This window comes from Roseibium sp. JB4-4 (assembly GCF_055693425.1).
Genome location: NZ_CM146333.1, coordinates 2,854,215 through 2,876,247 on the forward strand (window position 1 = coordinate 2,854,215; position 22,033 = coordinate 2,876,247).

The following is a 22,033-nucleotide window of genomic DNA, read 5'->3' on the forward strand; positions in this document are numbered from 1 at the left end:
AGTGGAGACCAAAATGGCCGACCTTCAGGCGTCCCTCGCAGGCATTCTTCCCTTTATCGCCTATTTCGCCGCAGCAATCGCAATGCTGTTGATTTTCATGAAAATCTACACCGCCATGACACCGCATGACGAAATGGCCCTGATCAAGGAAAACAACGTTTCGGCATCGGTCGTCTTCAGCGCGGCATTTGTCGGTTTCTCGTTGCCGCTCGCCAGCGCTGCGGCGAACTCGCTGAACATTGTCGATTTCATCATCTGGGGCATTATTGCGTGTATCGCGCAGCTCGTCGTCTATCAGATTTTCCGGCGCTTCTATCCAAAGATCACCGACCGTATTGAACGAGGTGAAATTGCAATCAGCATTAAGCTCGCTGCCATTTCGATCACTGTCGGCCTCCTGAACGCAGCCTGCATCACCTACTGACAATCCTGGACGAACGTATCCGCGACAATTGTCCAAATTGCATCAGACCGATTTGACGGTCGGGAGAAAACTCATGAAACGCTCCAAGTCGATCAAGCTGGTGGTCATGGCAACGACATCAGTAACTCTTGCCAGCTGCTCCGATGAACCGGATCTTGAAGGCCGCGTCTACAAGACCGAGGAAGAGTGCGTCACCGACAGCTTTGTTCCAGATGAAGTCTGCACCCAGGTCATTTCGGCCGGCAAGCAAATCCACCAGACCTCGGGACCACGCTACAACACGGTCAACCTGTGCGACGAACAGCACGGCAACAATTCCTGCCTTTATGAATCGGCGAGCGGCAGCGATTTTATTCGCCGCAACCTTCCGGCTATTTCGTAACCGGAGCTCTTGCCGGCCTGACAGGCGCTGTTGCCAGTCAGGCTCTCATGAACAATGTGCGGCCCGTCTATCCGGAGCGTGGCAGCAGGCGCTATTACACATCCGGCGGATACTATGTCGGCAGTTACGGCGGCGGCAGCTGGCGTACATATAACGATGCCGTCAAGACACCGCCCAAGGCCGCAAGAGTACAGACCAGAACTTCGGTGGCTTCGCGTGGCGGTTTCGGCAGCCGGTCCAGTTCCGGTTCCAGAGGCGGATAGTTCATTCCCGCATCTTGAGGCAAGGGGTTGGATTGATGTCCGCCCGGCCACGAGGCCGGTGCGAGTCTAATCCAGCCTCGCCTCCTTCTCGCGCCGCTCAAACGGCACCTTTCTGCCATCGGCCGTAAGCTGGCAGATGGAGGTCGGGGCACCGGTTTCGTCAAGTTCGACCAGTCCGATCCCGGAAGCGTTCAAGATCCGCTGTCCATGCGGGGTCCCTACCGGCTTGCGCGGAATGACGCGCATCCCTCTGCGTTTGGTGAACCAGTTGAGCGGTGATCGCGGGGCAAAGGCCCACCTGTTGCAGAAGTCGAAAACACGGATCAGCTTTTCCGGCCAGATGTTCTTGATACCGGAACTGCAGATCTGCCAAATCTGAGGACTGTCCGGTTCATCGCCATTCAGGCTTGGCGTCACCTGACGCAGTTCAACGTCGTAGACAAATGAATAGTGGACGTCACCGGACAGGATCACGAAATGCTTGGGCGTGTTGCGATGCCGGAAAACATTCAAGATAGCGCCCGCCGTTCCCGCGTGCGCCATCCAATACTCCGCGTCAACCATCAGCGGTTTGCCGATAACGGTGAAGAATTTCTGCACAGCTTCAATGAGTTTGACGCCGAAAATCGGCGCAGCGGACACCAGGAGGACCGAGTTCTTGCCGCGCAGGTGAGACTGAAGATCCGTTGCCGCTTCCCAATCCAGCAAGCCGGAGGGATAATGTGAATTGCGCTCCGAACGCCAGCGGCGGGTGCGCGTGTCCAGGACGATCAAAGGCGGATCGGTTTGCCATTGATAGTCCCACTCCTCAAGAGCCAAGAGTGCCGTGATTGCTGCATCGTGGCGGTCCGATCCCGGGTCAGCCAATGCGTCGCGCACAAACGCTTCCTGGGTATTGCGGAAGGTTTGCGGACAATTGCCCCAGCCCTGGTTCAGCGAATAGGCGATAATCGCGTTGCCGATCACCCGACGAGCCAACGGATGCCCATAGGCTGCCTGTTCCCAGGCAAGCGACAGGTTCCAATCGTCAGTCACATCGTGATCGTCGAAAATCATTGCAGTCGGGAGGTGGGCCATCAGCCGCCTTACGGCCGGGAGGTCGGCAACGAAGGCCTTCAAGGTCTCCGTTTCCTCCGCGTACATCTTCATTTCCTTGTCGCTCAATCCTTCAGGTGCCTGGAACTCCGGCATGTCCTTCCAGACGGCCGGCGACCAGACCAGCAAATACATGGCCAGCATTTCCGCCAGCGTGAAGAGATGATTGCGGGCGTGCAGGGAAGTGAAGATCGGTTTGCTCGTGCCGCCGAAGAGAACGTCGAACACCCTTGCGTTCTGATCGATCTTTGGCAGCAGCCCGTCGCGGCGATAGAGATAACCGCCGGCAGCATGCAAGGCATGGCCAGAGTCGGGAAGTCCGGTATCAAGACCGCTCAAGGTTTCGTCGTGAAGACCAAGCTTTTGAGCAAGTGCCCCGATCGCCTGCACCATCGGTCCGGCCACGTCATCCACATAGACCTGGTCACCGCTCATGACCAATAGCGATGGCCAGCCTTCTTCATTCGTACCAGGGGTCTCGCTGGTCGGAAGGCGCGCTTTCAAATGGGCATCGGCTGCGACCAAGCCATCGCCGGCTTCGCTGTGCGGTTTGCGGCATGACCCATGCAGCAAGGACTTGATCCTTTGGGGCACCATGAACCCGGGACGACTGACGCCCGGATAGGTGAGATCCGGTGCCCAGATCGTGTGATCCTGCCAGCCACTTTCCGGATCGTCTTCAAGTTCAAGGCTAAGGCGATAGCTGATCCATGTTTCAGCGGGCAAGGGTGTGTCGATCGGCACGTCTATCAGGAGATAGTGCAGCCTTTCGCCCGCGCATATGCAGGAAAGCTCCTCGGTGCCAGGTGTCAGGATAAATTCCATCGCCTCTTCGGCTTCAGCCTGCAGCTCCAGCTTCACACGGGCAGATGCGCGCACTGCCAGCCAGATGGCCACACTGTCCGGTGTGACCTTACGCAGAATCGGGCCTGCCAAAACTGCGGGAAGGCCCTTCTCAGGTTGCATATGCGTCTCCGTGTGCCCCTACCATCTTCAACAACAACGCATAATCCTGTCTGGTCTGACCAGCGTATTTTCTTGCAAGCGCAATCAACTCCTTCCTAGAGGTCTTCAATGCCGACGCCATAGCCCGCTCGTAGCGCACCGAGCGGCGATCGCCGCGAGAATGCGTTCGCGCCAGTGCGACACCACAGGCCTCTGCATAATCCTTGAGCGCTTTGGCAGGTTTCCTTGTGCGCAACAGGTCCTCTGGATCAACCGTCAGTCTTGCGTGATGGCGCGAGCGTACGAGCCAGTGCAAACCGCTCCAATAAACTTCATCCAGCACCAGATCAGGACGGCGCATCATGCGGCGCTGACAGTCCACAGTCAGATGCGCCGGGTTCATCCGGTTGACAGGCGACAGATCCGGAAAATGGTGGATCACCGCAGCTTCTCTCTGTTGCTTTACCTCAACGACATGGGTTTCCCTGAAAGTCTCGGCGTCAGGTGCCGCGTCCGGCCCAACCAGAAAATAGTAACGCTCGACACTGAGCGAACCGGTCCCGGCCCCGATGCGCCTTGCGACATCCAGAACATCATCATCGAGATGTGGCCCGAACACTTGCCTCAGTTCACCCGCAAGGACAGGAGCGACCTCTGCAAGCTTGTCTGATGAAGGATCGAAACGAAACCCGGCTGCTGTTCTCTTCGTCAATTTGGCAACAGAAGACTTCTTCTCAAAATGTTTGCCGCCCGCAGATCTCGCTTGCGCCTTACAGATAGGTTTTTTCAAGAAGTGCCCCTTGGCGAAACGTTTCAATGCCTCGTCCCGCTTGTCGGTGTCCTTCACGATCTGGCCCAGCGCTTTGCGATACGACTTGAGAAAGCGCTCTGATGCTCCTGCCGCATCCTTCCAGGTCGGTGGCGTTTTGTTTTTGAACCTCTTCTCGCTGCGATAACGCCCCGCAACGAGACCCTCCAGAAAATCTGCAACCAAAAATAGCGAGACACAAAATCTCAGCAAGTCGAAGGCAGCATGCCCCGTAGCGGCATCATCATAGTCGTTGGGTGCCCAGATCACCGTGTCTCCGTAGCTGCCATTTTCGGTAAGGAAGCCGAAATTCGCCAAATGACAGTCGCCGACAATACGCGTCAGAGGCACGTCAAGAAGTGCATTTGGCAGTCTGAGATTTCCAAAGGAAAGGTCGGCATAATAAAGCTGAGAAGCGCCGCGCAGGAATTGAAACGGCGAGGCGGCCATTTTGACATGTTTTGCCAGCACAGGCCGCGAATCCGGCGCTGCCCCGTCAATGCGCCGAAGCTCCTTTGAAATCAACAATTGACGTTTTCTGCGCGCGTTCATTCGATGCCTTGATTGCAAGGTGCAACTGGTTGCCGGTCCGGTTCCGAAAGTCTCTCTGGCAATCTCACATATGTTTGCAACATCGCGCTGGCAACCGGGCTGATACAATCGGTGACAAACAGTCTTGTTGTGCGCCCCAGGCGGCAGCAGTGCAAATCAGAAAAAGGGAACGGCGCCGGTACCAGCCCGCAAGGCCTTCGCACCATTGGTCAGAACAGATCTGCCGTGTTCGCCGGCTTGTCGGCATTGCCGGTCGATCGGCAAAAGCTATTTGCGGCGCAGGGGGTCCATATAGGGCCTTGGATCCTCTCCGCTTGTGGCCTATGACCTGACGGCCACCAGGAATGCAGAACGGTTTCGTCGGCGCGATAAACGCAAACGTTTTCCAGGTGCAAACGTGCCTTAGAGGACTTCTGGGAACTTCAATGAAGATGGGTTGTGAAGGAATGGTGGAGCCAAGGGGGCTCGAACCCCTGACCTCTTCGCTGCCAGCGAAGCGCTCTCCCAGCTGAGCTATGGCCCCATGTTCCAAGTGCGTCCAGGCTGGGAACCCGGCGCTGATGGGGGCGGAACATAGTCACACCGCCCCACAAGATCAAGCAGAAAATCGCCGATCAGGCTTCGGCTTGCACCGATTTACAAGCGCAGGCCGAAATCTTTTCTAAATCAGTTAGTTACCGGTCGGTATCTTCGTCTATCTCGACACGAATACCTGGCACGGCTTCGTCGTCTTCATCTTCGTCGTCGATGAAAACATCGTCGCTGCTGTCGTCGTCGTCTTCCTCGAGATCAACGTCGGTATCGTCGATATCCGGCACATCCTCGTCGTCAGAACCTTCCGCTTCCGCATCCGCTTCTTCCAGGGTCACGATTTCCGGTGCGGCAGCGTCTTCTTCTTCTTCTTCTTCCGGTTTTTCCTCAACCTTGGCCGCCTTGGCCGCACGAGAGGTCATCACCGCTTCGAAAACGGTACCGCATTTCGGGCACGTAACCGGTTCCCGATTGAGATCGTAGTATTTTGCGCCGCAGCTCGGGCACAGCCGCTTTGTGCCAAGTTCAGGTTTTGCCACTGTGCTTACCCTTCGTTTTAATTTAGCCGACTTGAATTGGTGGGCAGCCCCATAGCTGCAAGCCGTTTCGCTGTCAAAGGCAAATCGATAGAAAAATGTTCGTTGACCCATTGTTCTGCATGTTGTCGGGAAAATTTCAAGCGTCAGCCCGGTTTTCCCCACTCGCTTTTTTGTCATGCGCAACTGCCTGGCAACAGTGATCGGGCGCACGGAATGTCCTTAACTGTGAATCGCATGGGAAAAGATGACGAAGCTGCATTCGCGTGATAGGACGTGGCACCTTTTGACAACCGATCCAATCCGCGGACATTGAAAATGTCACATAACAACGCGCCTGCGCCCCTCACAACCAGCTCAGGCAGCCCCCTGACCGGCACCATCCGGGTGCCCGGCGACAAATCCATCTCCCACCGATCTTTGATGTTCGGAACGCTTGCTGTCGGCCGAACAACGGTCACAGGGCTTCTTGAATCAGAAGATGTTCTGGCAACAGCCGACGCCATGCGCGCAGTCGGTGCGACAATCGAAAAACATGACGATGGCCGTTACACGGTCGACGGAATCGGCCTTGGCAGTCTGCTGGAACCGGAAAACGTTATCGACTTCGGCAATGCGGGCACGGGCGTACGCCTGACCATGGGTATCTTCGGCAGTCATAACATTGCCGCCACCTTCGTCGGCGACGCATCCTTGTCGAAGCGACCGATGGGCAGGGTCCTCAATCCATTGCGCGACATGGGGACAAGTGTCATAGCCCGCGATGGCGACCGTCTGCCGGCGTCGATCCGAGGCGCGGAGCTGGCAATGCCCATCACCTATCGTGTGCCGATGCCATCCGCTCAGGTGAAATCCGCCGTCTTGCTGGCCGGTCTCAACGCGCCTGGCGAGACAACGGTTATCGAGCCGATCGCAACGCGCGACCACACGGAAAAGATGCTGAAAGGGTTCGGCGCCCAGATCAGCGTGTCGCTGAATGACGATGGCGAACGGGTGATCAAGCTTCAGGGACAGCCTGAATTGAAACCCCAGGACATTGACGTGCCGGGTGACCCGTCCTCTGCAGGCTTTCCACTTGTCGCAGCCCTGATTGTCCCGGGCTCCGATGTCACCATTGAGAACGTTCTTTTGAACGAACACCGCACCGGTCTGATCACAACACTGATCGAGATGGGCGGCGACATCGAGATCGTTAACAAGCGCGAAACTGGAGGTGAGGAGGTCGGAGACCTTCGTGTGAAGGCCAGCTTGCTGAAGGGCATTACCGTGCCCGCCGACCGGGCACCCTCGATGATCGACGAATACCCTGTTCTTGCAATCGCCGCGGCTTTCGCTGAAGGGGACACGTTCATGCCCGGGCTTGAAGAACTGCGCGTCAAGGAATCTGACCGGTTGGCGGCTGTTGCGCGTGGGCTGGAAGCCAATGGCATACCTTGCGTCGAAACGGAAGACACGCTGACAGTGACGGGAGGCTCCAACGCAATTGGCGGCGGAACAGTCACGACACATCTGGACCATCGCATAGCCATGGCATTCCTCGTTCTCGGTATGGCGGCTCACAAGCCGGTGACTGTCGACGACGGCGCCGTGATTGCGACCAGCTTTCCAACATTCACGACGCTGTTCGAAGATTTGGGTGCCACGCTGTCCAACAATGCCAGCGAGGCCGCATGATCATTGCCATCGACGGGCCGGCGGCGTCCGGTAAAGGCACTCTTTCGCGGAGGCTTGCAGACCATCTTGGCCTGAGACACCTGGACACTGGCCTGACCTATCGGGCAGTTGCAGCCGCCTTGCTTGCCAAGGGTCTGCCGCTTGGCGATGAAGCGATTGCAATCGAGATCGCCCAAAACCTGGATCTTGCGCAAATGGACAAGAGCGTCCTGTCCGCGCATGAAATCGGTGAAGCCGCATCTCGCATAGCGGTTTTGGGCGGCCTGCGCGAAGAACTTGTCAATCTGCAGCGCCGCTTTGCCGAAACACCACCGGGTGCCGTGCTCGACGGGCGCGACATCGGCACGGTCGTGTGTCCCGACGCGTCGGTGAAGCTCTTTGTGACTGCCTCGCCAGAAGCGCGCGCGCGCAGGCGCACCGACGAAATGATTTCCAAGGGCCAAGACGCCAATTACGCCTCTGTTCTGGATGATTTAAAGCGCCGCGACGAACGTGACAGCCAAAGAACCGTCGCACCAATGAAACAAGCGGAAGATGCGGTCTTGCTTGATACGACAGAAATGGATATAGAGACCGCGTTCCAGGCAGCTGTGGATATCGTGTCCCGTGCCAAGGATTGCTAGGTAGCAATGTGGGGTTCACCTTTGGTGCGCCCCTGTTCGTGCATCCGGAACAGACAGGCTGAAAGGCCAAAGGTTCTTAAAAGGAACACTTAAGAGATTTCGGCAGGACGCAGCCAAAACCGCGCCCTGTGACGAGACCGGATTTTCCGGCTCCTGCCCCGCCGGCCCGCTTCTTGTAAGCGGAAGGATCAGCGAGTACGCGATCCCGGGAGAAGGCCAATCCGGAGTGCAACACCAACCCGCCGGCGGTGCGCCAACTGGCGCCAGGAGAAAGACTTGACTGATTTTAATCCCTCAACCGAGGATTTTGCGGCTCTTCTCGAAGAGTCCTTCGTCCAGAACGACCTTTACGAAGGTGCTGTTGTCAAAGGCACCGTCGTTGCTATCGAAAAAGACCTGGCCGTCATCGACGTCGGCCTGAAGGTTGAAGGCCGTGTGCCGCTGAAGGAATTCGGCGCTAAGGGCCGCGACGGCGAAATGGGCGTCGGGACCGAAGTTGAAGTTTACCTGGAGCGTGTCGAAAACGCTCTTGGCGAAGCCGTTCTATCGCGCGAAAAAGCCCGCCGCGAAGAAAGCTGGGTTCGCCTAGAAGTCGCCTTCGAAGCCAACGAAAAAGTCAACGGCCAGATCTTCAACCAGGTCAAAGGCGGCTTCACCGTCGATCTGGATGGCGCTGTTGCCTTCCTGCCGCGTTCCCAGGTGGACATCCGCCCGGTTCGCGACGTGACCCCGCTGATGCATACGCCTCAGCCGTTCCAGATCCTGAAAATGGACAAGCGTCGCGGCAACATCGTCGTATCGCGCCGTGTCGTTCTGGAAGAAACCCGTGCGGAGCAGCGCTCCGAGCTGGTCCAGAGCCTGGAAGAAGGTCATACCGTGGAAGGTGTGGTCAAGAACATCACCGATTACGGTGCGTTCGTCGACCTCGGCGGCATCGATGGTCTGCTGCACGTCACCGACATCGCGTGGCGCCGCATCAACCATCCGTCGGAAGTTCTCACCATTGGCCAGACCGTCAAGGTGCAGATCATCCGCGTCAACCAGGAAACGCACCGCATCAGCCTCGGCATGAAGCAGCTTGAGACCGATCCGTGGGATGGCATCGAAGCCAAATACCCGATCGAAGCCAAGTTCACCGGCCGCGTGACCAACATCACCGACTATGGTGCATTCGTGGAACTGGAGCCGGGCATCGAAGGCCTTATCCACGTTTCAGAAATGTCCTGGACCAAGAAGAACGTCCATCCGGGCAAGATCGTTTCCACTTCTCAGGAAGTCGAAGTGATGATCCTGGAAGTCGATCCGGTCAAGCGCCGCATCTCGCTCGGTCTCAAGCAGACCCTGCAGAACCCGTGGGATGCGTTTGCTGAACAGTTCCCGGTCGGCACGAATGTCGAAGGCGAAGTCAAGAACAAGACCGAATTCGGTCTGTTCATCGGCCTCGACGGCGACGTGGACGGCATGGTGCACCTGTCCGATCTCGACTGGAACCGTCCGGGCGAGCAGGTCATCGAAGAGTACAAGAAGGGCGACATGGTCAAGGCCGTCGTTCTGGATGTTGATGTTGAGAAAGAGCGTATCTCACTCGGTATCAAGCAGCTCACCGGCGACCCGATGGAATCCGGTGCTGCCGGCGAGATCCGCAAGAACTCTGTCGTCACTTGTGAAGTCATCGAAATCAAAGACGGTGGCCTGGAAGTCAAGATCGCGGACAGCGACCTGACAGCCTTCGTACGTCGCGCTGATCTCAGCCGTGACCGCGAGGACCAGCGTCCTGAGAAATTCTCTGTCGGCGACAAGTTCGATGCACGCATCACGCAGTTCGACAAGAAGACCCGCAAGGTTGCAGCGTCGATCAAAGCTCTGGAAATCGCAGAAGAGAAGGAAGCTGTTGCTCAGTACGGTTCGTCCGACAGCGGCGCATCTCTCGGCGATATCCTGGGTGCTGCTCTGAAGCAGCAAACAGACGACTAAATTTTCCGGTCACTTTCAGGACCAGAAACGGAAAAGCCCGGCAGCGATGCCGGGCTTTTTTTCAAGCAAGAACTTTCTGTGACACCGGTCAGGCAACACCGTCACGAACATAGGTGAAAGCATTCAAGCCGGCTCCAATCGCAACGATCCTTATCTTGCGCTTTACACCGCCCGGCATCGGGTCATCTAGGCGGTAGACACCATCGCGCTGAAGTCCCAATCCAGCTGCCGCAGGGACCCAACCGGCTTGGGCGTATTCCTCGAAACCTCCCGTCGCTTGTGGTGCATCCGATGTTTGTGACAAGGTTGTCCCAGTTTCATAGGTTTTCAAAATATAGGGCATTTGACGTTTCTCCCTTCAGGAGCGCTTCGAACGCTCTGCAGCTGATTATTGGCAAGGTGTAAGTCCACCTGGATCTCGAATTGCGCGAAACCCGACCTGATCGATCGTGTTGTCACTGCGTGCATGGAAGCAGTAGCTGTCATTGGCAGCCGGCGCGGCAACGACGCAGGAATTGAACCCATTGGGTACGACATAATTCTCCAGGCCATTGATGGCGAAAACGGTTGCGGTACCGTCCGGATGTGGCGCCGGGTGCTTGGAAAACAGAATGGCGTCGTTAGGTGCCACGACCGGGATTGCTTGGAAATCCCGGCAGTCTGCCGAGAACGCCAATTGCGCGGAGGCGGAAACGGGCACGGCTAACAACCCACAAACCCAAGCTGCCACCGCCAACAAAGACACACGCGCTCTTCTGAAATGGAGACGCGGTTTTCCGTTTTTGAACTTCAGCATTGTCGTCGTCCTTTTAATTGAGGCATCTGGTGAGCGCATAGTGGAGCGCTCCGGGCGACGGAGGTCCCTCAGCTGCCTGTTGTGGTGAAAGTGCCGTCTGGATTGTAGACCACCTTGATGACCTGATACCCAAGAGTGAAATCACAGGTTGCTGCATGAGAGGTGTCGTACGGAACAACGGCCCCGACCTCGAAGTCCCCAACTTTGACAAAGTACTTGGAGACTGGCGCACAATAGAGCTGGCTGTTGGGATGCGGAGAAACGAAGCTTGACAGCACTATGGTGCCGTTCTGGTTTATCGTTGCGCACCCGCAAAAAGTTCCGGCGTTGGCGACGGTGTATAAACAGGTATCTCAACTCCGAAGTAACCGCCCGGCAGACCTTGCTTTTCAATAGGGGTCGAGAGCCCAAGCGGGTTCAAACTCATTGTCGAGTAGTTGTCGGCCTTTTGACCCGCTGCCAACGGTGTAAGGCTAATGGGTTGAGCCGCGGAAGTCTGGATGCCCACACTTTCGGTCGTATCCAGAGAGATCCTCGCATTGAAGCGCGTGACGGCCTCGTTTGCCCCAATACCAATGGCGCCGGCATAAACCTGTTTATCAAAACTGAATTTCAGCTGTGACCCGGAGGTCGCGTGAGGCGCTAATGAACTGCCTGCCAGACAACTTGATTTGATGCTGGCCGGGGAACCGGCATTTTGAAACGTTGCCTGATCTTGGAAAGCGTAAAAGTCCGCCGGTTGGCTGGAAAGGTTTTGAACTATGATTTGATATTGAGCGGTCATTGTCGCTGCCTTCAGGCTTGCTATCCATGCAACGGGGAAGCATTTCGCGTTTCGATCTGAGCCGACCGTCGGTGGAACGCGCCGTCCCTTGCCTTGGAAGGCGAACTGCTATTTTCGCGAAATTGACTTGAATTAGGCTGGCGTGAGCAGACCGGACAGGAAGAACGAACCACTCACGCCGTCAACACCAAGAACGTATCAAGGGTTATTTGACGATATCCGTCACCCAGGTACCGTTCGAATTCAGTGTGACGTCGATGATCGAGTGACCGCCGGTGAAGTCACAGATGGCAGCATCTACGCTTGAGGCTGTGAAGTTCATAACCGTTCCGGGAGTGAAGTCACCGGTCTGCACGTAGTACTTCAGGATAGGCTGACAATCCGTGTTGTTGTTGGGATTGGCTACGACGAAGTTCGACAGTGTGATACCGCCATTGACTTCTACAGCGGAGCCAACGTTGTAGATGGCAGGAGGAGAATAAGTCGGCGTCGTGATGCGGAAGGCTCCCGGCTGAACGCCTGTCCCTGATGTTGGCTGTGTCAATCCCAAAGGACTGACCGATGCTGTCGTCCAGTCGTTTGCAGAACCGGATGCAGGTGCAAGATCGATTGCCCGACTTGCTGAGGAAAAGCCTGAAGACTGGCCAACCTTGGGGGTGCTGTGCGCCTCCTGAATTCCGGCATAGAACTGCATATTTACCTGGAATGTCAGAATCGACCCTGTTTGACTATAGTTGCCAAGGCTCTGCGCATAGAGGCTGTTGCTATAAACCTCTCCTCCACCCGTATAAACTGCAGGCTGCTGAAAGAAATAGAATCCTTGCGTTGCCGATTCTAGATTTTTGACATTAATTGTTAGAAGAGTAGACATTACAATCTCCTGTTACATTAATTTTATTGAGAGGATTTTTTCACTTCCAAAATTTTTATTTAACTAAACTACAATAATGGAAACTTCCTCTCAGGAATATGCTGACCCATAAGAGAGTCTTTTTCTATCTAAAGTTGTTTACTTGTGGTTTTGAAATCCAATTAAATTTACCACTGGTTGAACTTTGGATGCGCACTGATCACCTTCTCTGGATCTCGGAGAGCAACTCAACAAGCAGCTCTGCAACCCTAATCGGGAGCGCCCTCGAACTCTCGACAAGATCAGACTCAAGGGCACTCATCTGATTTGGCTGCACCCAATCCGGGCCATTGCGACCCAAGAGAAGCCAATCAAGTGAAACATTGAGAGAACGCGCCAATTTGCAGGCATTCCCGACCGACATTGCATGGCCCTGCTTCCATTTCGTAATCGCTGCCGGCGAAATATTGAGTTCAACAGCAAGGGCCAAAGCCTTTCGATGTCCACGCACAAGCATCGCCTGCCTGAGGCGCTTACCTCGCTCCTTGTCAATTTCATGAGAGCCCATTCCCCAACCCCTTTACAAAGTGGAGAAGACTAGAAGGACACAACTTATATTTGACAAATTTTCATGTACTACACTTAAAAAGTGTTCTGCTCGACAGTTTTTACAGTATCAAAGAATATCTATAGAATTCTCATTGAAATACTTAGAGCCACACACTGGTCATCTTTTCTGCCGAGCTACCCGTCGCGACTTGGTTGATAGTCCGCCGTGGCAAGAGCATGCGGCAACATCCAACTGGTCAGACGAGGCTCTTTCAGTCGCTCGGTGCACTTTGACTTTTATATTGCCTGCTTTAGGCTGCATTGCACGACGAGCACCCGCCGGCAAGCTGCGGCCTCAAAACTCACCCCCAGACAGAATTGCGAAACGCATCATGACCGAAGCCAAAAGCGGCGACACGGTTCGCCTTCACTACAAGGGCACACTTGACGACGGTTCCGTGTTCGACAGCTCCGAAGGCAGAGAGCCCCTGGAGTTTACGGTTGGCTCCGGCCAGATCATTCCCGGTCTCGATCGCGCCATACCGGGCATGAAAGTGGGGGATGAAAAGACCGTCAATATTGCAGCTGCAGATGCTTATGGCCCGGTCAACCCGGATGCCCGGCAAGCTGTACCGCGTTCGAATATTCCTGAAAATGTGCCTCTGGAAGTCGGTCTCCAACTACAGGCGCAGACCGAAAACGGCCAGATGATGACAGTAACCGTGGTGGAGGTAGGCGAAGCGGAAGTAATCCTGGATGCCAATCATCCGTTGGCCGGCAAAGACCTGACCTTCGAAATCCAGATTACCGGGATAAACTAGGCCAGACACACTCACGCTTGAAAATCTTGAGCCCGCGATCAAGCGGGCTTTTTCTTGTGAAAGCCCAAATGATCATCCTATTGGGCGGGCGCAGGGTCCGGTTCGGCCTGCTTTTCTTTCACCAGTGTTTCTTCCATGAACACGACATAGATGACAAGGCCGACGCTCGCGGTTGCAGCAAGGGTCAAAAAACCGACGGTATAACTCGTGAACTGAACGATGTACTCGGCTGCAATATTGCTAAGCGATGCGCCAATTCCGATCAACATTGCAAGGACGCCTTGCGCGAAATTAAAGCGGCCTGTTCCCGCGGTGATATCTGCAAGAACCAGCAGAAACACCATCGCGAATATACCGTTGGCAACGCCATCGAGAGCCTGAATGGCAACGAGCGCGTAGGTGTTGTCGAATTGACTGAACAAAATGCCCCGAACAGGCAGCACAAGAAACGCGATCAGCAGCAAGGGTTTGCGGCCCCAGACATCTGCTTTCTTACCGCAAAAGATCGCCATGACGATCATCACGAGCTGGGCGGCAATCACACAGGCCGCCGTGAAGGCGATGCCGTGTTGCGCGTCACTGTTGGACGACAGTTTCTGACTGACGAGCGGCAACATGGAGGCATTGGCTGAGTGGAACAGGAAAATGCAGATGGCAAAAACAAGCAGCCGCCTGTCTTCGAAAAGGCTCAAAATACCTTCCGGGTTACCGGAACCGATTTTTTCTTCAGCCACACCTCCGCGCGCCAGTTCATGATCGATTTCGTTCCTATTGATCAGCAGGGCGCATACGATCATGCCGCAAGCCATGGCTGCCACGAGCCAGAATACGCCGAGCGGTGACCAAGTCAGCGCGAGTATGGCTGCCAGGACCGCAGCGATCATGTTGCCAGCGTGGTTCCAGGCCTGGTTTGCACTTGTCTGCCTCGTGAAATAGGCATGACCGACCAGACCAAGAGTAACCGCCGCAATAAGTGGCCCCAGAAATGCCGACGCGGACCCGATCAGGATCTGTGCGGTATAGACCGCAAAGGCATCGTTGAAAGCCAGGATACCGAGCGTGCTGATTGCAATGGCGATCGCGCAGCCGATCAAAAGTGTCCGTTTCCACGTTACGCTGTCGACTATCGCACCGGCCGGGGACTGCATTACGACGGTCGCAATGCTGCCGGCTGCCAGGGCAAACCCGATTGAACCGGGAGACCAGTGCTGCAAGGAAAGCAGATAGATCGCCAGGTAAGGCCCAATCCCGCCGACGACGTCGCCCGCAAAAAAATTCACTCCAAGCAACGGTCTGTTCAACTGCATGCTACCAGCCTTTGAAATGAGAGGGGCCTAACGTAGTCACCATCCATCACAAGCAGAAATTAGTAAAGCAATTGAATACATCTCGAAATAGCATAATAGTGTAGGCAGTTCGACAAATTCGGATGGATTAGATGCCTTTGAGTTTAATTGTATCTATATTTGTATTTTTCTTGATTGCAGTACGACAATGGCTTCCAGACTGGCTGAAGATCTGGATGATCATGACCTTTGGCGCAATATTTCTATTAATAACCGGGACTATTTCACCTTCTGAAGCCTTGAAGGCTATCGATTGGAACGTAATTGCTTATCTTTTCGGCGTGTTTGCCATTTCTCATGCTTTGTTTGCCTCCGGCATTTCGGAGAAAGTCAGCAATTGGATTTGTGCAGATACCCGTTCAGTTCCCCAGATCCTGCTCTTTTTCATTTTATTCGTCACCGCCGTGTCTGCTGTGCTCACCAACGATGCGGCCGCCGCCATTGGAACACCGATCGCAATTGCAATCGCTGCGAGCCTCAATATCGCCGCGGCCTTGCCTCTCATTGCCCTATGTGTCTCCGTCACGGTGGGCAGCATGTTTTCTCCGGTGGGCAATCCCCAGAACCTGCTGATCGTCGCCGATGGGCATTTCAACAATGCGGTCGGCACGTTTCTGGAGTGGCTGGCGGTACCGGCAGTGCTGTCTCTCGGATTTACGCTTTTGTGGTTTTGGTACTGCTTTGGCAAAGCGCCAAAGGGGGACGCCCCTTCCAACGTCACGCCGGACGAACAGAATATGCGTCAATGGCCAGCCCTTCTGGCAACCGGTTTGTTGTGCGCCCTGGTCATTACCGACAGCTTGGCGCATGAGACGGACTGGCTACCCGACCTTCCTCTTGGGGCCCTCAGCCTTATCGCCTCCATTCCGCTGTTTGTGTTTTCTTCGCATCGGTTTCAACTGATCAAGGAAGTGGACTGGCATACGCTGATTTTCTTCGTGTCCATGTTCATTGTGACCGGCGCCGTTCTGAAATCAGGTGCCTTGCAGGAATGGCTAAGCCCCTGGCATGACCAACTGGGTGAGCCGTTGATGGTCACTTCCATTTCGTTCTTCGGCAGCCAGGTGTTTTCAAATGTTCCGCTGGTGGAAATCTACCTGAACATTCTGGAGGGGCATGAGACGGCGACCTTGATGCTTCTTTCCGGCATTTCCACGCTCGCCGGCAATCTCTTTATCCTCAGCGCTGCCAGCAACGTGATCATTGTTCAGCAAGCTGAAAAACATGGCGTGGCACCTTTTCAGTTCTGGCAATTCACCGTCTACGTTCTGCCGGTAACGATCTTCTCTCTCATCGTCTGTTATGCCTGGGTTGCCTTCGTGCGAAACGCTGCCGGTTAGAAGCTGTGCCGCTTCCCTTCGCGGCAATTTTCGCGCGCGTTACGCGAAACCGCCGCAATCTGATGCGAAAGTTGCGATAAGCAATTGCAATTGCTCGTTCGCTCACTCTATTTAGGTTATTGGTTTCATACGATCTTATCCGGAGACCCCAATTCCATGTCAGTTGATGTTGACGCGCTGGTAGATAGACGTCGTTTGCGGCGCAAGGTAACCTTCTGGCGGGTGGCAACCTTTGTGGTAATTGCCGTGGCCCTGATCAGCGGCCTTGTTTATGTGTCCGGAATATCCGGTCTCTCCAAACGAAGCGCCCACATCGCCCGCATACCGATCGAAGGTGTCATCATCGAAGATCGCAAGACGCTGAAAATGATCGAGCGGATCGCCAAGGCGGAAGCCGTCAAGGGCGTGGTCATATCAATCAATTCACCAGGTGGCAGCACCACCGGCGGCGAAGCGCTCTATCAGGCGCTTCGGGAATTGTCGGAAAAGAAACCTGTCGTCGCCGAAATACGAACGGTCGGCACGTCTGCGGGCTATATGGTTGCGCTTGCCTCGGACCATATTGTTGCCCGCTACAACACGATCACAGGTTCGATCGGTGTCCTGTTTCAGTTCGGCAATATTCAGAAGCTGATGGAAACGGTCGGTGTCGAGATGGAGGCCGTCAAAAGCGCCCCGCTCAAGGCCGAACCGGATTTCTATTCGCCAACAACACCTGAAGCCCGCGCCATGCTGCAGAGCCTGGTTAAGGACTCCTATGACTGGTTCGTCGGTCTCGTCGCGGAACGCCGCGATCTGTCACCTGCCAAGGCGAGAGAACTTGCCGACGGCCGTATCCTGACGGGCCACACAGCCGTGGAAGAAAAGCTGGTCGACGCCATTGGCGGTGAGGACAAGGCCATCTCCTGGCTGGTCGACGAGAAAGGTGTTGCCAAGGATTTGCCGGTTGTCACCTGGAAGGCAAACGAAAACCTTGAAGAGTTGCCATTCTCGTCCCGGATCTCCCGCGAATTCGGAAAAGGCATCGGATCCGCGCTTCTAAATCCCATTAATGACGCTAAGGGGCTGATTCCTCGAGGTCTTACGCTTGACGGGCTCGTATCCGTTTGGCAGGCTTCAGACGCGGCAGACAATAATCATTAAGCGAGGGGCTCTCCATGATCAAATCTGAGCTTGTACAGCATATCGCCGAGCAGAACCCGCATCTGTATCAGCGCGATGTCGAAAACATCGTCAATGCCATCTTGGACGAGGTCACGGAAGCTCTGATGCGTGGCGATCGGGTGGAATTGCGTGGCTTCGGAGCATTCTCCGTAAAGAACCGCCCCGCCCGTATCGGACGCAATCCCCGCACCGGCCAGAAAGTGGAAGTGGACGAGAAATATGTTCCCTTCTTCAAAACCGGCAAAGAAATGCGTATACGATTGAACGATGGTGTGGATCACGGCGACGACTGATTGCGCTGCCGGTACCGGACCATCTAACATCAAGTTCTGATTTGGAAAATTCCGGGAGACCCAAGTGACCCGTTTCATCAGGAATGTGATTTTGTTTGTGATTGCAGTGGTTCTGGTGCCGCTTTCAGTCGCAAACCGGCACACGGTTTCCCTGTCCCTGAATCCATTCGATCCGCAGGATCCAGCAATGACCATTCAGGGCATTCCATTGTTCTGGGTGATTTTTGCCAGCCTTGCCGTCGGCATTGTGGTCGGCGGCCTCGGGGCATGGGCCAAGCAGGGGCGCTGGCGCAAGGAAGCCCGCGTCAAACGCCGCGAAGCCGACAAGTGGCACAAGGAAGCCGACCAGCTCCGCGAAATGAACACCGCCGCACAACCGGCAGCCGGCGTTAAGGGTTTGCCAGGACCGGGCAACCGATCAGCGGCCTAAGCACCGGCTTTTCAGATGAGGATCATCTCGAGCGGTGAAATTGACGCCTGTCTTGAAGACAGGCAGGTTCTGGAATCACTGAGACGCGCGTTCCGTTCCAACACAATTGCCCCCGAGATCAGCACTACGGCGATTGGCCGTCTCAACCAGAAAAACGGCAACATCTCCTGGCAACCGGCCTGGACAGATTTTGCGTCGCAAGGCGACGTCAGCCGCGGCTATGTCGGATGTTCGATCGAGTTGGCGCTTCCCGAGCAAAACGGCCAGTCGTCAGGCCTGTATCTTCTTTTTCCGGTTCTGCCGGACAACCAATCGCATTGCTCGACGGCGTCCGGCTTGCTGATTGGCGCACGGCCGGGCTCCATGCCCTGGCAGCCAGTTACCTGTCTCGCGAGGACACATCGCGCCTGCTGATCATAGGCGACAGTCCGCTCATCCCGCGGCTCGCCTGCGCCTATGCTGCGGTCAGAAATTTTACCTCTATCCTGCTCGCCGGTGCGTCGAAGGACATGCAAAAACGCCTGTCCGGCTTGCCTGCACTCAAGAAAGTTCATATCGGAACAACAGCAGAGATCCACGACGCCCAGGAAGGCGCGGACATGATCTGCATCGCGGGACCGGACAAGGACACTGGAAACCATCACCATCTGACCTATCTGGATCCACCGGCTGGCTGCCACATAGATGTTGTTGACGCAAATGCCAGCCTTCCAACCGATCTGCAGGAGGAGGGCAGGCTGTTCACAACAGACCTGAAGTCCCCGCCGCTGACGCATTTGGAGTGGGCAGCGGACTTGAAGGATCTCACCCAGGGCAACAAAGCCGGACGGCGGTATTACGGTCAGAGAACACTGTTTCTTCATGGCAACCGGACAGCCGTTGCGGACTATGCACTGGCAACACACATTTTTTTGAGGTCGTGACCTCTGGAACTTCAACCAATGAACACCAAATCTAGTCGCAGCAGGGGGAGACCTTGGGAGCGTGTGTCCTTAAACGGGTAGAAAACTCACAATCGGACACGCTTTCGATTTGTCGTTTTGCAAAGGAGCAAGACATGTTGACGACACTTGCATATTCGGCAAGCCTCCCAGTCGTCGCGCTCGGAACGATCTTTTACGTTTCCGCGACATTCGGGCTTGTCTACTAGGCACAAGGCGAAAAGCCGGTTCGTGGGAACCGGCTTTTGTCCTTTCTAAGGGCTCATTTTCCGAAAAAATGCTATTGCCTGCAACGATGGCAAAGTACCGTCGTGGTCAGCCATCTTCAGTCTTACCGCTCAGCGTTGCTTCTGTACCCTGGTAGTTTCCATCCATAAAGGATCGCGCCGCCGCGCAAGCCCAGGGCGAGAAGTGCTGCAAAACCGGCAGCCAAAGCGTTTGGAACGTCGAACTGAGCCAAGAGCACAAAGCAACTCGCGCCTGCAAAAGCTGCACTGACATAGATTTCAGGCTTGACGATCGATGGCGGCTCTCCGGCAATCGTGTCTCGCAGAATACCGCCGAAAGTTGCCGTTGAAACACCCATCAGAATCGCCACCAGGATCGTGTCTCCGACGGACAAGGCCTTTGCTGCACCCATGACCGAATAGGCGGCAACACCGACGGCATCAACCCATCTGAGGGGTTTGCTCAGCCGCTCGAGCCAGTGCGCAAAGAACCAGACGAAGACACTGACAATCAGGCAAACCAACACGTAGGTTTCGTTGACCACCCAGAAAACCGGCACACCCAACAACAGGTCGCGCAGTGTACCGCCTCCGATCCCGGTTAACGTTGCGAAGAAGAGAAACGCAATGAAATCCAGCTGCTTGCGAGACGCAACAATACCACCGGTCACAGCGAAAACAGCAACGCCAAGATAGTCCAGAATTTGAAAAAGCATTTACGCCCCCGGTGTTGGTTTTCACTTCTTCCTGGTTTGACACTGCGGCGTCAAGACCTGATGCTTGGTCCGTTCAGACCGGAGTGGTCATCAGCAGCGCATAATGCGCAAGAAATGAAAAAAGCCGCTCCCAGGTTTGGGAACGGCTCATTCATTCTGCATCGATGTCGCGTTCAGGCGCTCTTGTCGACAGTTTGGCCCGCTTCTTCAGAGGCACCCGCCGCCTGGGCGACGTCCTTGGGACCACCTTTGGAAACACCGACCATAGCAGGGCGCAAGACCCTTTCACCGATCACGTATCCGGCCTGAACGACCTGGACAACTGTGTTGTTCGGTACTTCCGTGTTTGGAACCTCGAACATGGCCTGGTGAAAATTCGGATCGAATTTCTGACCTTCAGGGGTCAGCTTCTTGACGCCGTTCTTTTCAAGCTGATTGAGAAGATCCCGCTCGATCATCTCAACGCCTTCGATCAGGGAGGCAACACCTGCATCTGCATTGCGGCGATCTTCTTCCGGCAGGGCCTCGAGTGCGCGGCGCAAATTGTCAGACACCGTCAGCATGTCGCGTGCAAAGCCGGATACTGCATACTGCCGGGCATCCTTGATCTCTTTTTCGGTCCGGCGGCGAAGATTTTCCATCTCGGCCATCGTCCTGAGAGCCCGGTCTTTCAACTCGGCATTTTCAGCGTTCAGAACTTCGACCGGATCTGCGGCAGTCTCTTCGACCGTATCAGACTGCTTTTCTGCAGCTTCGGCGCCCGGTGACGCCTCTTCCGGCTGTTCTTCCGGGGTTTTGTTTTCGTCGCTCATGGATGTTCCGTTTGCTCTGACTGTTTGCGGATGCTTATAGAGCCACTTGCCGCCCATTTCAAAGCGTATTGGCGGACAAGCATCAGCTTATCCGCCAAATGCACCCAGGGAACCCGGGCCGGTCCGCAAAGTGGTGGTTTTAAAGAGCGCTCTTGATCCAATCGGAGAGCTTGCCCTTCGGAGCGGCACCAACTTGCGTCGCCATCGGCTCACCGCCCTTGAACAGGATCAGCATCGGGATCGAACGGACACCGTACTTCATCGCCATGTCCTGGTTTTCGTCGATATTGAGCTTGGTGATCTTGACCTGTTCGCCCATTTCCTCGGAGATTTCTTCAAGTGCAGGGGCAATCATTTTGCATGGGCCACACCATTCGGCCCAAAAGTCGACAACAACCGGCGCGTCGGAATTCAGAACTTCGGTTTCAAAGGAAGCATCGGTAACTTGAGTGGTAGCCATAACAGGATCTCGTGGTTCGGAGCAAAACACCTACACGATGCAGGTGTATCAGTTGGCAAGAACGTAGGAAGCGATGCGGCCTCCGTCAAGCGGATGTGCCATCGGGACGCAAACCGGCGAATGTCTCATCGAGTATGTGGGCCGGAATCTCCATCAACTCGGGTTTTGATGTCCAGAGAAGACACGCGGAAACGACTGTTTCTGGATAAATCTGTTTCAGCATTTCCCTGTAAACACAAAGCTGTGCGCGATATTCAAGTGGAATTTCCTCGACCCGATCCGGCGGATTGAAGTTGGTTTTGTAATCCACAATCACGACCCTGTTATCCTCAACCAGCAATCGGTCGATCTGTCCGGATATCTCCACTTCCGTTCCGTTGGCAGCGCGAATCGTCCCGACCAGGGGAACTTCGGCAAGTGCACTGCCGGCGAACAGAGGTTCGAAGTCGCTGTTGGAGAGAATGTCATCGATCTCGTTGAGCAGATGGTTTCGAAAAGCCGAAAATTCAGGCTTCAGCGCCTGGTTAAGGTAGTTGTCCGCAGCCGGTAGCCGGTCTTCCCTATTCAGGTCAGGTAGCAGTTCCAACAGACGGTGGATAAGCCGTCCCCGCTCCAGCGGCCAGGATTGTGGCTGCCGGCCTGCCTGAAGACGTGCCAGGGCCGGGATCGGTTCAATTCCCTGTTTTTCTTCCATCGC

Annotated in this window: 27 protein-coding genes and 1 tRNA gene; 13 read left to right on the plus strand and 15 right to left on the minus strand. The window is 55.2% G+C overall.

Features of this window, described 5'->3' with window-relative positions; genetic code table 11:
- The first annotated feature begins 13 nt into the window (after positions 1-13).
- The 3 genes from ACZ1HV_RS13320 to ACZ1HV_RS13330 all read left to right on the plus strand — a co-directional run bounded on the left by ACZ1HV_RS13320 (position 14) and on the right by ACZ1HV_RS13330 (position 1,069).
- Entirely contained in the window at positions 14-424 is a 411-nt protein-coding gene (locus ACZ1HV_RS13320) for a DUF350 domain-containing protein (RefSeq protein WP_298818949.1), read from the plus strand.
- Between the two features lie 73 nt (positions 425-497).
- On the plus strand, positions 498-806 hold the full coding sequence (locus ACZ1HV_RS13325; RefSeq protein WP_472718342.1) for a DUF1190 domain-containing protein: 309 nt from the start codon (positions 498-500) through the stop codon (positions 804-806).
- 17 nt (positions 807-823) lie between these two features.
- The gene (locus ACZ1HV_RS13330; RefSeq protein ID WP_472718444.1) at positions 824-1,069 is read left to right on the plus strand and encodes a DUF1190 domain-containing protein; all 246 of its coding nucleotides are present in this window, start codon (positions 824-826) and stop codon (positions 1,067-1,069) included.
- 66 nt (positions 1,070-1,135) lie between these two features.
- Here ACZ1HV_RS13330 and ACZ1HV_RS13335 read toward each other — a convergent pair whose 3' ends face one another.
- From ACZ1HV_RS13335 to ACZ1HV_RS13350, 4 genes are all read right to left on the minus strand, one after another.
- Complete coding sequence (locus ACZ1HV_RS13335; RefSeq protein ID WP_472718343.1) at positions 1,136-3,130, minus strand: metallophosphoesterase family protein; 1,995 nt, start codon at positions 3,128-3,130, stop codon at positions 1,136-1,138.
- On the minus strand, positions 3,120-4,445 hold the full coding sequence (locus ACZ1HV_RS13340) for a DUF2252 family protein (protein ID WP_472718344.1): 1,326 nt from the start codon (positions 4,443-4,445) through the stop codon (positions 3,120-3,122). The genes ACZ1HV_RS13335 and ACZ1HV_RS13340 overlap by 11 nt, the downstream gene beginning before the upstream one ends.
- Before the next feature lie 471 nt (positions 4,446-4,916).
- Positions 4,917-4,992 (minus strand) — tRNA-Ala (locus ACZ1HV_RS13345).
- A gap of 151 nt (positions 4,993-5,143) precedes the next feature.
- On the minus strand, positions 5,144-5,539 hold the full coding sequence (locus ACZ1HV_RS13350; RefSeq protein WP_298818941.1) for a TIGR02300 family protein: 396 nt from the start codon (positions 5,537-5,539) through the stop codon (positions 5,144-5,146).
- Positions 5,540-5,854: 315 nt separating this feature from the next.
- On the opposite strand from ACZ1HV_RS13350, the gene aroA reads away from it, so the two are divergent.
- From aroA to rpsA, 3 genes are all read left to right on the plus strand, one after another.
- Positions 5,855-7,210 (plus strand): 3-phosphoshikimate 1-carboxyvinyltransferase, encoded by a 1,356-nt coding sequence (gene aroA, locus ACZ1HV_RS13355; RefSeq protein ID WP_472718345.1) that lies wholly within the window; start codon positions 5,855-5,857, stop codon positions 7,208-7,210.
- Positions 7,207-7,833, plus strand: coding sequence for a (d)CMP kinase (cmk, locus tag ACZ1HV_RS13360; protein WP_298818937.1), 627 nt, complete (start codon positions 7,207-7,209; stop codon positions 7,831-7,833). Before aroA ends, cmk begins: the two co-directional genes overlap by 4 nt.
- Before the next feature lie 276 nt (positions 7,834-8,109).
- Positions 8,110-9,807 carry a 30S ribosomal protein S1 gene (gene rpsA / locus ACZ1HV_RS13365; RefSeq protein ID WP_152503900.1) on the plus strand — a complete coding sequence of 566 codons (1,698 nt, stop codon included), beginning with the start codon at positions 8,110-8,112 and terminating at the stop codon, positions 9,805-9,807.
- A gap of 88 nt (positions 9,808-9,895) precedes the next feature.
- Here rpsA and ACZ1HV_RS13370 read toward each other — a convergent pair whose 3' ends face one another.
- The 6 genes from ACZ1HV_RS13370 to ACZ1HV_RS13395 form a co-directional block, all read right to left on the minus strand.
- On the minus strand, positions 9,896-10,150 hold the full coding sequence (locus tag ACZ1HV_RS13370; protein WP_298818935.1) for a hypothetical protein: 255 nt from the start codon (positions 10,148-10,150) through the stop codon (positions 9,896-9,898).
- A gap of 45 nt (positions 10,151-10,195) precedes the next feature.
- Positions 10,196-10,603 (minus strand): hypothetical protein, encoded by a 408-nt coding sequence (locus ACZ1HV_RS13375; protein WP_472718346.1) that lies wholly within the window; start codon positions 10,601-10,603, stop codon positions 10,196-10,198.
- 68 nt (positions 10,604-10,671) lie between these two features.
- Positions 10,672-10,881: a hypothetical protein gene (locus ACZ1HV_RS13380; protein ID WP_472718347.1), complete on the minus strand. Its 210-nt coding sequence runs from the start codon at positions 10,879-10,881 to the stop codon at positions 10,672-10,674.
- Between the two features lie 17 nt (positions 10,882-10,898).
- On the minus strand, positions 10,899-11,387 hold the full coding sequence (locus tag ACZ1HV_RS13385) for a hypothetical protein (RefSeq protein ID WP_472718348.1): 489 nt from the start codon (positions 11,385-11,387) through the stop codon (positions 10,899-10,901).
- Between the two features lie 205 nt (positions 11,388-11,592).
- On the minus strand, positions 11,593-12,258 hold the full coding sequence (locus ACZ1HV_RS13390; RefSeq protein WP_298962276.1) for a hypothetical protein: 666 nt from the start codon (positions 12,256-12,258) through the stop codon (positions 11,593-11,595).
- A gap of 199 nt (positions 12,259-12,457) precedes the next feature.
- A complete protein-coding gene (locus ACZ1HV_RS13395) occupies positions 12,458-12,805 on the minus strand; it encodes a helix-turn-helix domain-containing protein (RefSeq protein ID WP_298962278.1) in 348 nt (115 codons plus the stop codon).
- 373 nt (positions 12,806-13,178) lie between these two features.
- On the opposite strand from ACZ1HV_RS13395, the gene ACZ1HV_RS13400 reads away from it, so the two are divergent.
- Positions 13,179-13,607: an FKBP-type peptidyl-prolyl cis-trans isomerase gene (locus ACZ1HV_RS13400; protein WP_298962280.1), complete on the plus strand. Its 429-nt coding sequence runs from the start codon at positions 13,179-13,181 to the stop codon at positions 13,605-13,607.
- A gap of 77 nt (positions 13,608-13,684) precedes the next feature.
- Here the strand turns inward: ACZ1HV_RS13400 and ACZ1HV_RS13405 are convergent, their stop codons facing one another.
- Positions 13,685-14,914 (minus strand): MFS transporter, encoded by a 1,230-nt coding sequence (locus tag ACZ1HV_RS13405; RefSeq protein WP_298818923.1) that lies wholly within the window; start codon positions 14,912-14,914, stop codon positions 13,685-13,687.
- A 131-nt stretch (positions 14,915-15,045) separates the two neighbouring features.
- On the opposite strand from ACZ1HV_RS13405, the gene ACZ1HV_RS13410 reads away from it, so the two are divergent.
- The 6 genes from ACZ1HV_RS13410 (at position 15,046) to ACZ1HV_RS13435 (ending at position 19,103) form a co-directional block, all read left to right on the plus strand.
- Complete coding sequence (locus ACZ1HV_RS13410) at positions 15,046-16,293, plus strand: SLC13 family permease (protein WP_298818921.1); 1,248 nt, start codon at positions 15,046-15,048, stop codon at positions 16,291-16,293.
- 156 nt (positions 16,294-16,449) lie between these two features.
- Entirely contained in the window at positions 16,450-17,436 is a 987-nt protein-coding gene (sppA, locus tag ACZ1HV_RS13415) for a signal peptide peptidase SppA (RefSeq protein WP_152503905.1), read from the plus strand.
- A gap of 14 nt (positions 17,437-17,450) precedes the next feature.
- Positions 17,451-17,750: an integration host factor subunit beta gene (gene ihfB / locus ACZ1HV_RS13420; protein WP_298818917.1), complete on the plus strand. Its 300-nt coding sequence runs from the start codon at positions 17,451-17,453 to the stop codon at positions 17,748-17,750.
- 64 nt (positions 17,751-17,814) lie between these two features.
- Positions 17,815-18,180 (plus strand): LapA family protein, encoded by a 366-nt coding sequence (locus tag ACZ1HV_RS13425; RefSeq protein ID WP_298985058.1) that lies wholly within the window; start codon positions 17,815-17,817, stop codon positions 18,178-18,180.
- 15 nt (positions 18,181-18,195) lie between these two features.
- Positions 18,196-18,594 carry a hypothetical protein gene (locus tag ACZ1HV_RS13430; RefSeq protein ID WP_472718349.1) on the plus strand — a complete coding sequence of 133 codons (399 nt, stop codon included), beginning with the start codon at positions 18,196-18,198 and terminating at the stop codon, positions 18,592-18,594.
- Complete coding sequence (locus tag ACZ1HV_RS13435) at positions 18,498-19,103, plus strand: hypothetical protein (protein ID WP_472718350.1); 606 nt, start codon at positions 18,498-18,500, stop codon at positions 19,101-19,103. Before ACZ1HV_RS13430 ends, ACZ1HV_RS13435 begins: the two co-directional genes overlap by 97 nt.
- A 349-nt stretch (positions 19,104-19,452) precedes the next feature.
- On the opposite strand, the gene ACZ1HV_RS13440 is transcribed toward ACZ1HV_RS13435, so the two are convergent.
- The 4 genes from ACZ1HV_RS13440 to ACZ1HV_RS13455 form a co-directional block, all read right to left on the minus strand.
- Entirely contained in the window at positions 19,453-20,064 is a 612-nt protein-coding gene (locus tag ACZ1HV_RS13440; protein ID WP_298818911.1) for a trimeric intracellular cation channel family protein, read from the minus strand.
- A gap of 173 nt (positions 20,065-20,237) precedes the next feature.
- The gene (grpE, locus tag ACZ1HV_RS13445) at positions 20,238-20,876 is read right to left on the minus strand and encodes a nucleotide exchange factor GrpE (RefSeq protein WP_298818908.1); all 639 of its coding nucleotides are present in this window, start codon (positions 20,874-20,876) and stop codon (positions 20,238-20,240) included.
- Positions 20,877-21,015: 139 nt separating this feature from the next.
- Positions 21,016-21,336 carry a thioredoxin gene (gene trxA / locus ACZ1HV_RS13450; RefSeq protein ID WP_152503911.1) on the minus strand — a complete coding sequence of 107 codons (321 nt, stop codon included), beginning with the start codon at positions 21,334-21,336 and terminating at the stop codon, positions 21,016-21,018.
- Positions 21,337-21,421: 85 nt separating this feature from the next.
- Positions 21,422-22,030, minus strand: a complete 609-nt coding sequence (locus ACZ1HV_RS13455) for a PD-(D/E)XK nuclease family protein (RefSeq protein WP_472718351.1) — start codon at positions 22,028-22,030, stop codon at positions 21,422-21,424.
- Between the last annotated feature and the right edge of the window lie 3 nt (positions 22,031-22,033).

Coding starts and splice junctions, on each gene's coding strand:
- ACZ1HV_RS13320 (WP_298818949.1), top strand. CDS start 14: ATGGCCGACCTTCAGGCGTCCCTCGCAGGCATTCTTCCCTTTATCGCC.
- ACZ1HV_RS13325 (WP_472718342.1), top strand. CDS start 498: ATGAAACGCTCCAAGTCGATCAAGCTGGTGGTCATGGCAACGACATCA.
- ACZ1HV_RS13335 (WP_472718343.1), bottom strand. CDS start 3,130: ATGCAACCTGAGAAGGGCCTTCCCGCAGTTTTGGCAGGCCCGATTCTG.
- aroA (WP_472718345.1), top strand. CDS start 5,855: ATGTCACATAACAACGCGCCTGCGCCCCTCACAACCAGCTCAGGCAGC.
- cmk (WP_298818937.1), top strand. CDS start 7,207: ATGATCATTGCCATCGACGGGCCGGCGGCGTCCGGTAAAGGCACTCTT.
- ACZ1HV_RS13370 (WP_298818935.1), bottom strand. CDS start 10,150: ATGCCCTATATTTTGAAAACCTATGAAACTGGGACAACCTTGTCACAA.
- ACZ1HV_RS13375 (WP_472718346.1), bottom strand. CDS start 10,603: ATGCTGAAGTTCAAAAACGGAAAACCGCGTCTCCATTTCAGAAGAGCG.
- ACZ1HV_RS13385 (WP_472718348.1), bottom strand. CDS start 11,387: ATGACCGCTCAATATCAAATCATAGTTCAAAACCTTTCCAGCCAACCG.
- ACZ1HV_RS13390 (WP_298962276.1), bottom strand. CDS start 12,258: ATGTCTACTCTTCTAACAATTAATGTCAAAAATCTAGAATCGGCAACG.
- ACZ1HV_RS13395 (WP_298962278.1), bottom strand. CDS start 12,805: ATGGGCTCTCATGAAATTGACAAGGAGCGAGGTAAGCGCCTCAGGCAG.
- ACZ1HV_RS13400 (WP_298962280.1), top strand. CDS start 13,179: ATGACCGAAGCCAAAAGCGGCGACACGGTTCGCCTTCACTACAAGGGC.
- ACZ1HV_RS13405 (WP_298818923.1), bottom strand. CDS start 14,914: ATGCAGTTGAACAGACCGTTGCTTGGAGTGAATTTTTTTGCGGGCGAC.
- ACZ1HV_RS13410 (WP_298818921.1), top strand. CDS start 15,046: ATGCCTTTGAGTTTAATTGTATCTATATTTGTATTTTTCTTGATTGCA.
- sppA (WP_152503905.1), top strand. CDS start 16,450: ATGTCAGTTGATGTTGACGCGCTGGTAGATAGACGTCGTTTGCGGCGC.
- ihfB (WP_298818917.1), top strand. CDS start 17,451: ATGATCAAATCTGAGCTTGTACAGCATATCGCCGAGCAGAACCCGCAT.
- ACZ1HV_RS13430 (WP_472718349.1), top strand. CDS start 18,196: ATGAGGATCATCTCGAGCGGTGAAATTGACGCCTGTCTTGAAGACAGG.
- ACZ1HV_RS13440 (WP_298818911.1), bottom strand. CDS start 20,064: ATGCTTTTTCAAATTCTGGACTATCTTGGCGTTGCTGTTTTCGCTGTG.
- grpE (WP_298818908.1), bottom strand. CDS start 20,876: ATGAGCGACGAAAACAAAACCCCGGAAGAACAGCCGGAAGAGGCGTCA.
- trxA (WP_152503911.1), bottom strand. CDS start 21,336: ATGGCTACCACTCAAGTTACCGATGCTTCCTTTGAAACCGAAGTTCTG.
- ACZ1HV_RS13455 (WP_472718351.1), bottom strand. CDS start 22,030: ATGGAAGAAAAACAGGGAATTGAACCGATCCCGGCCCTGGCACGTCTT.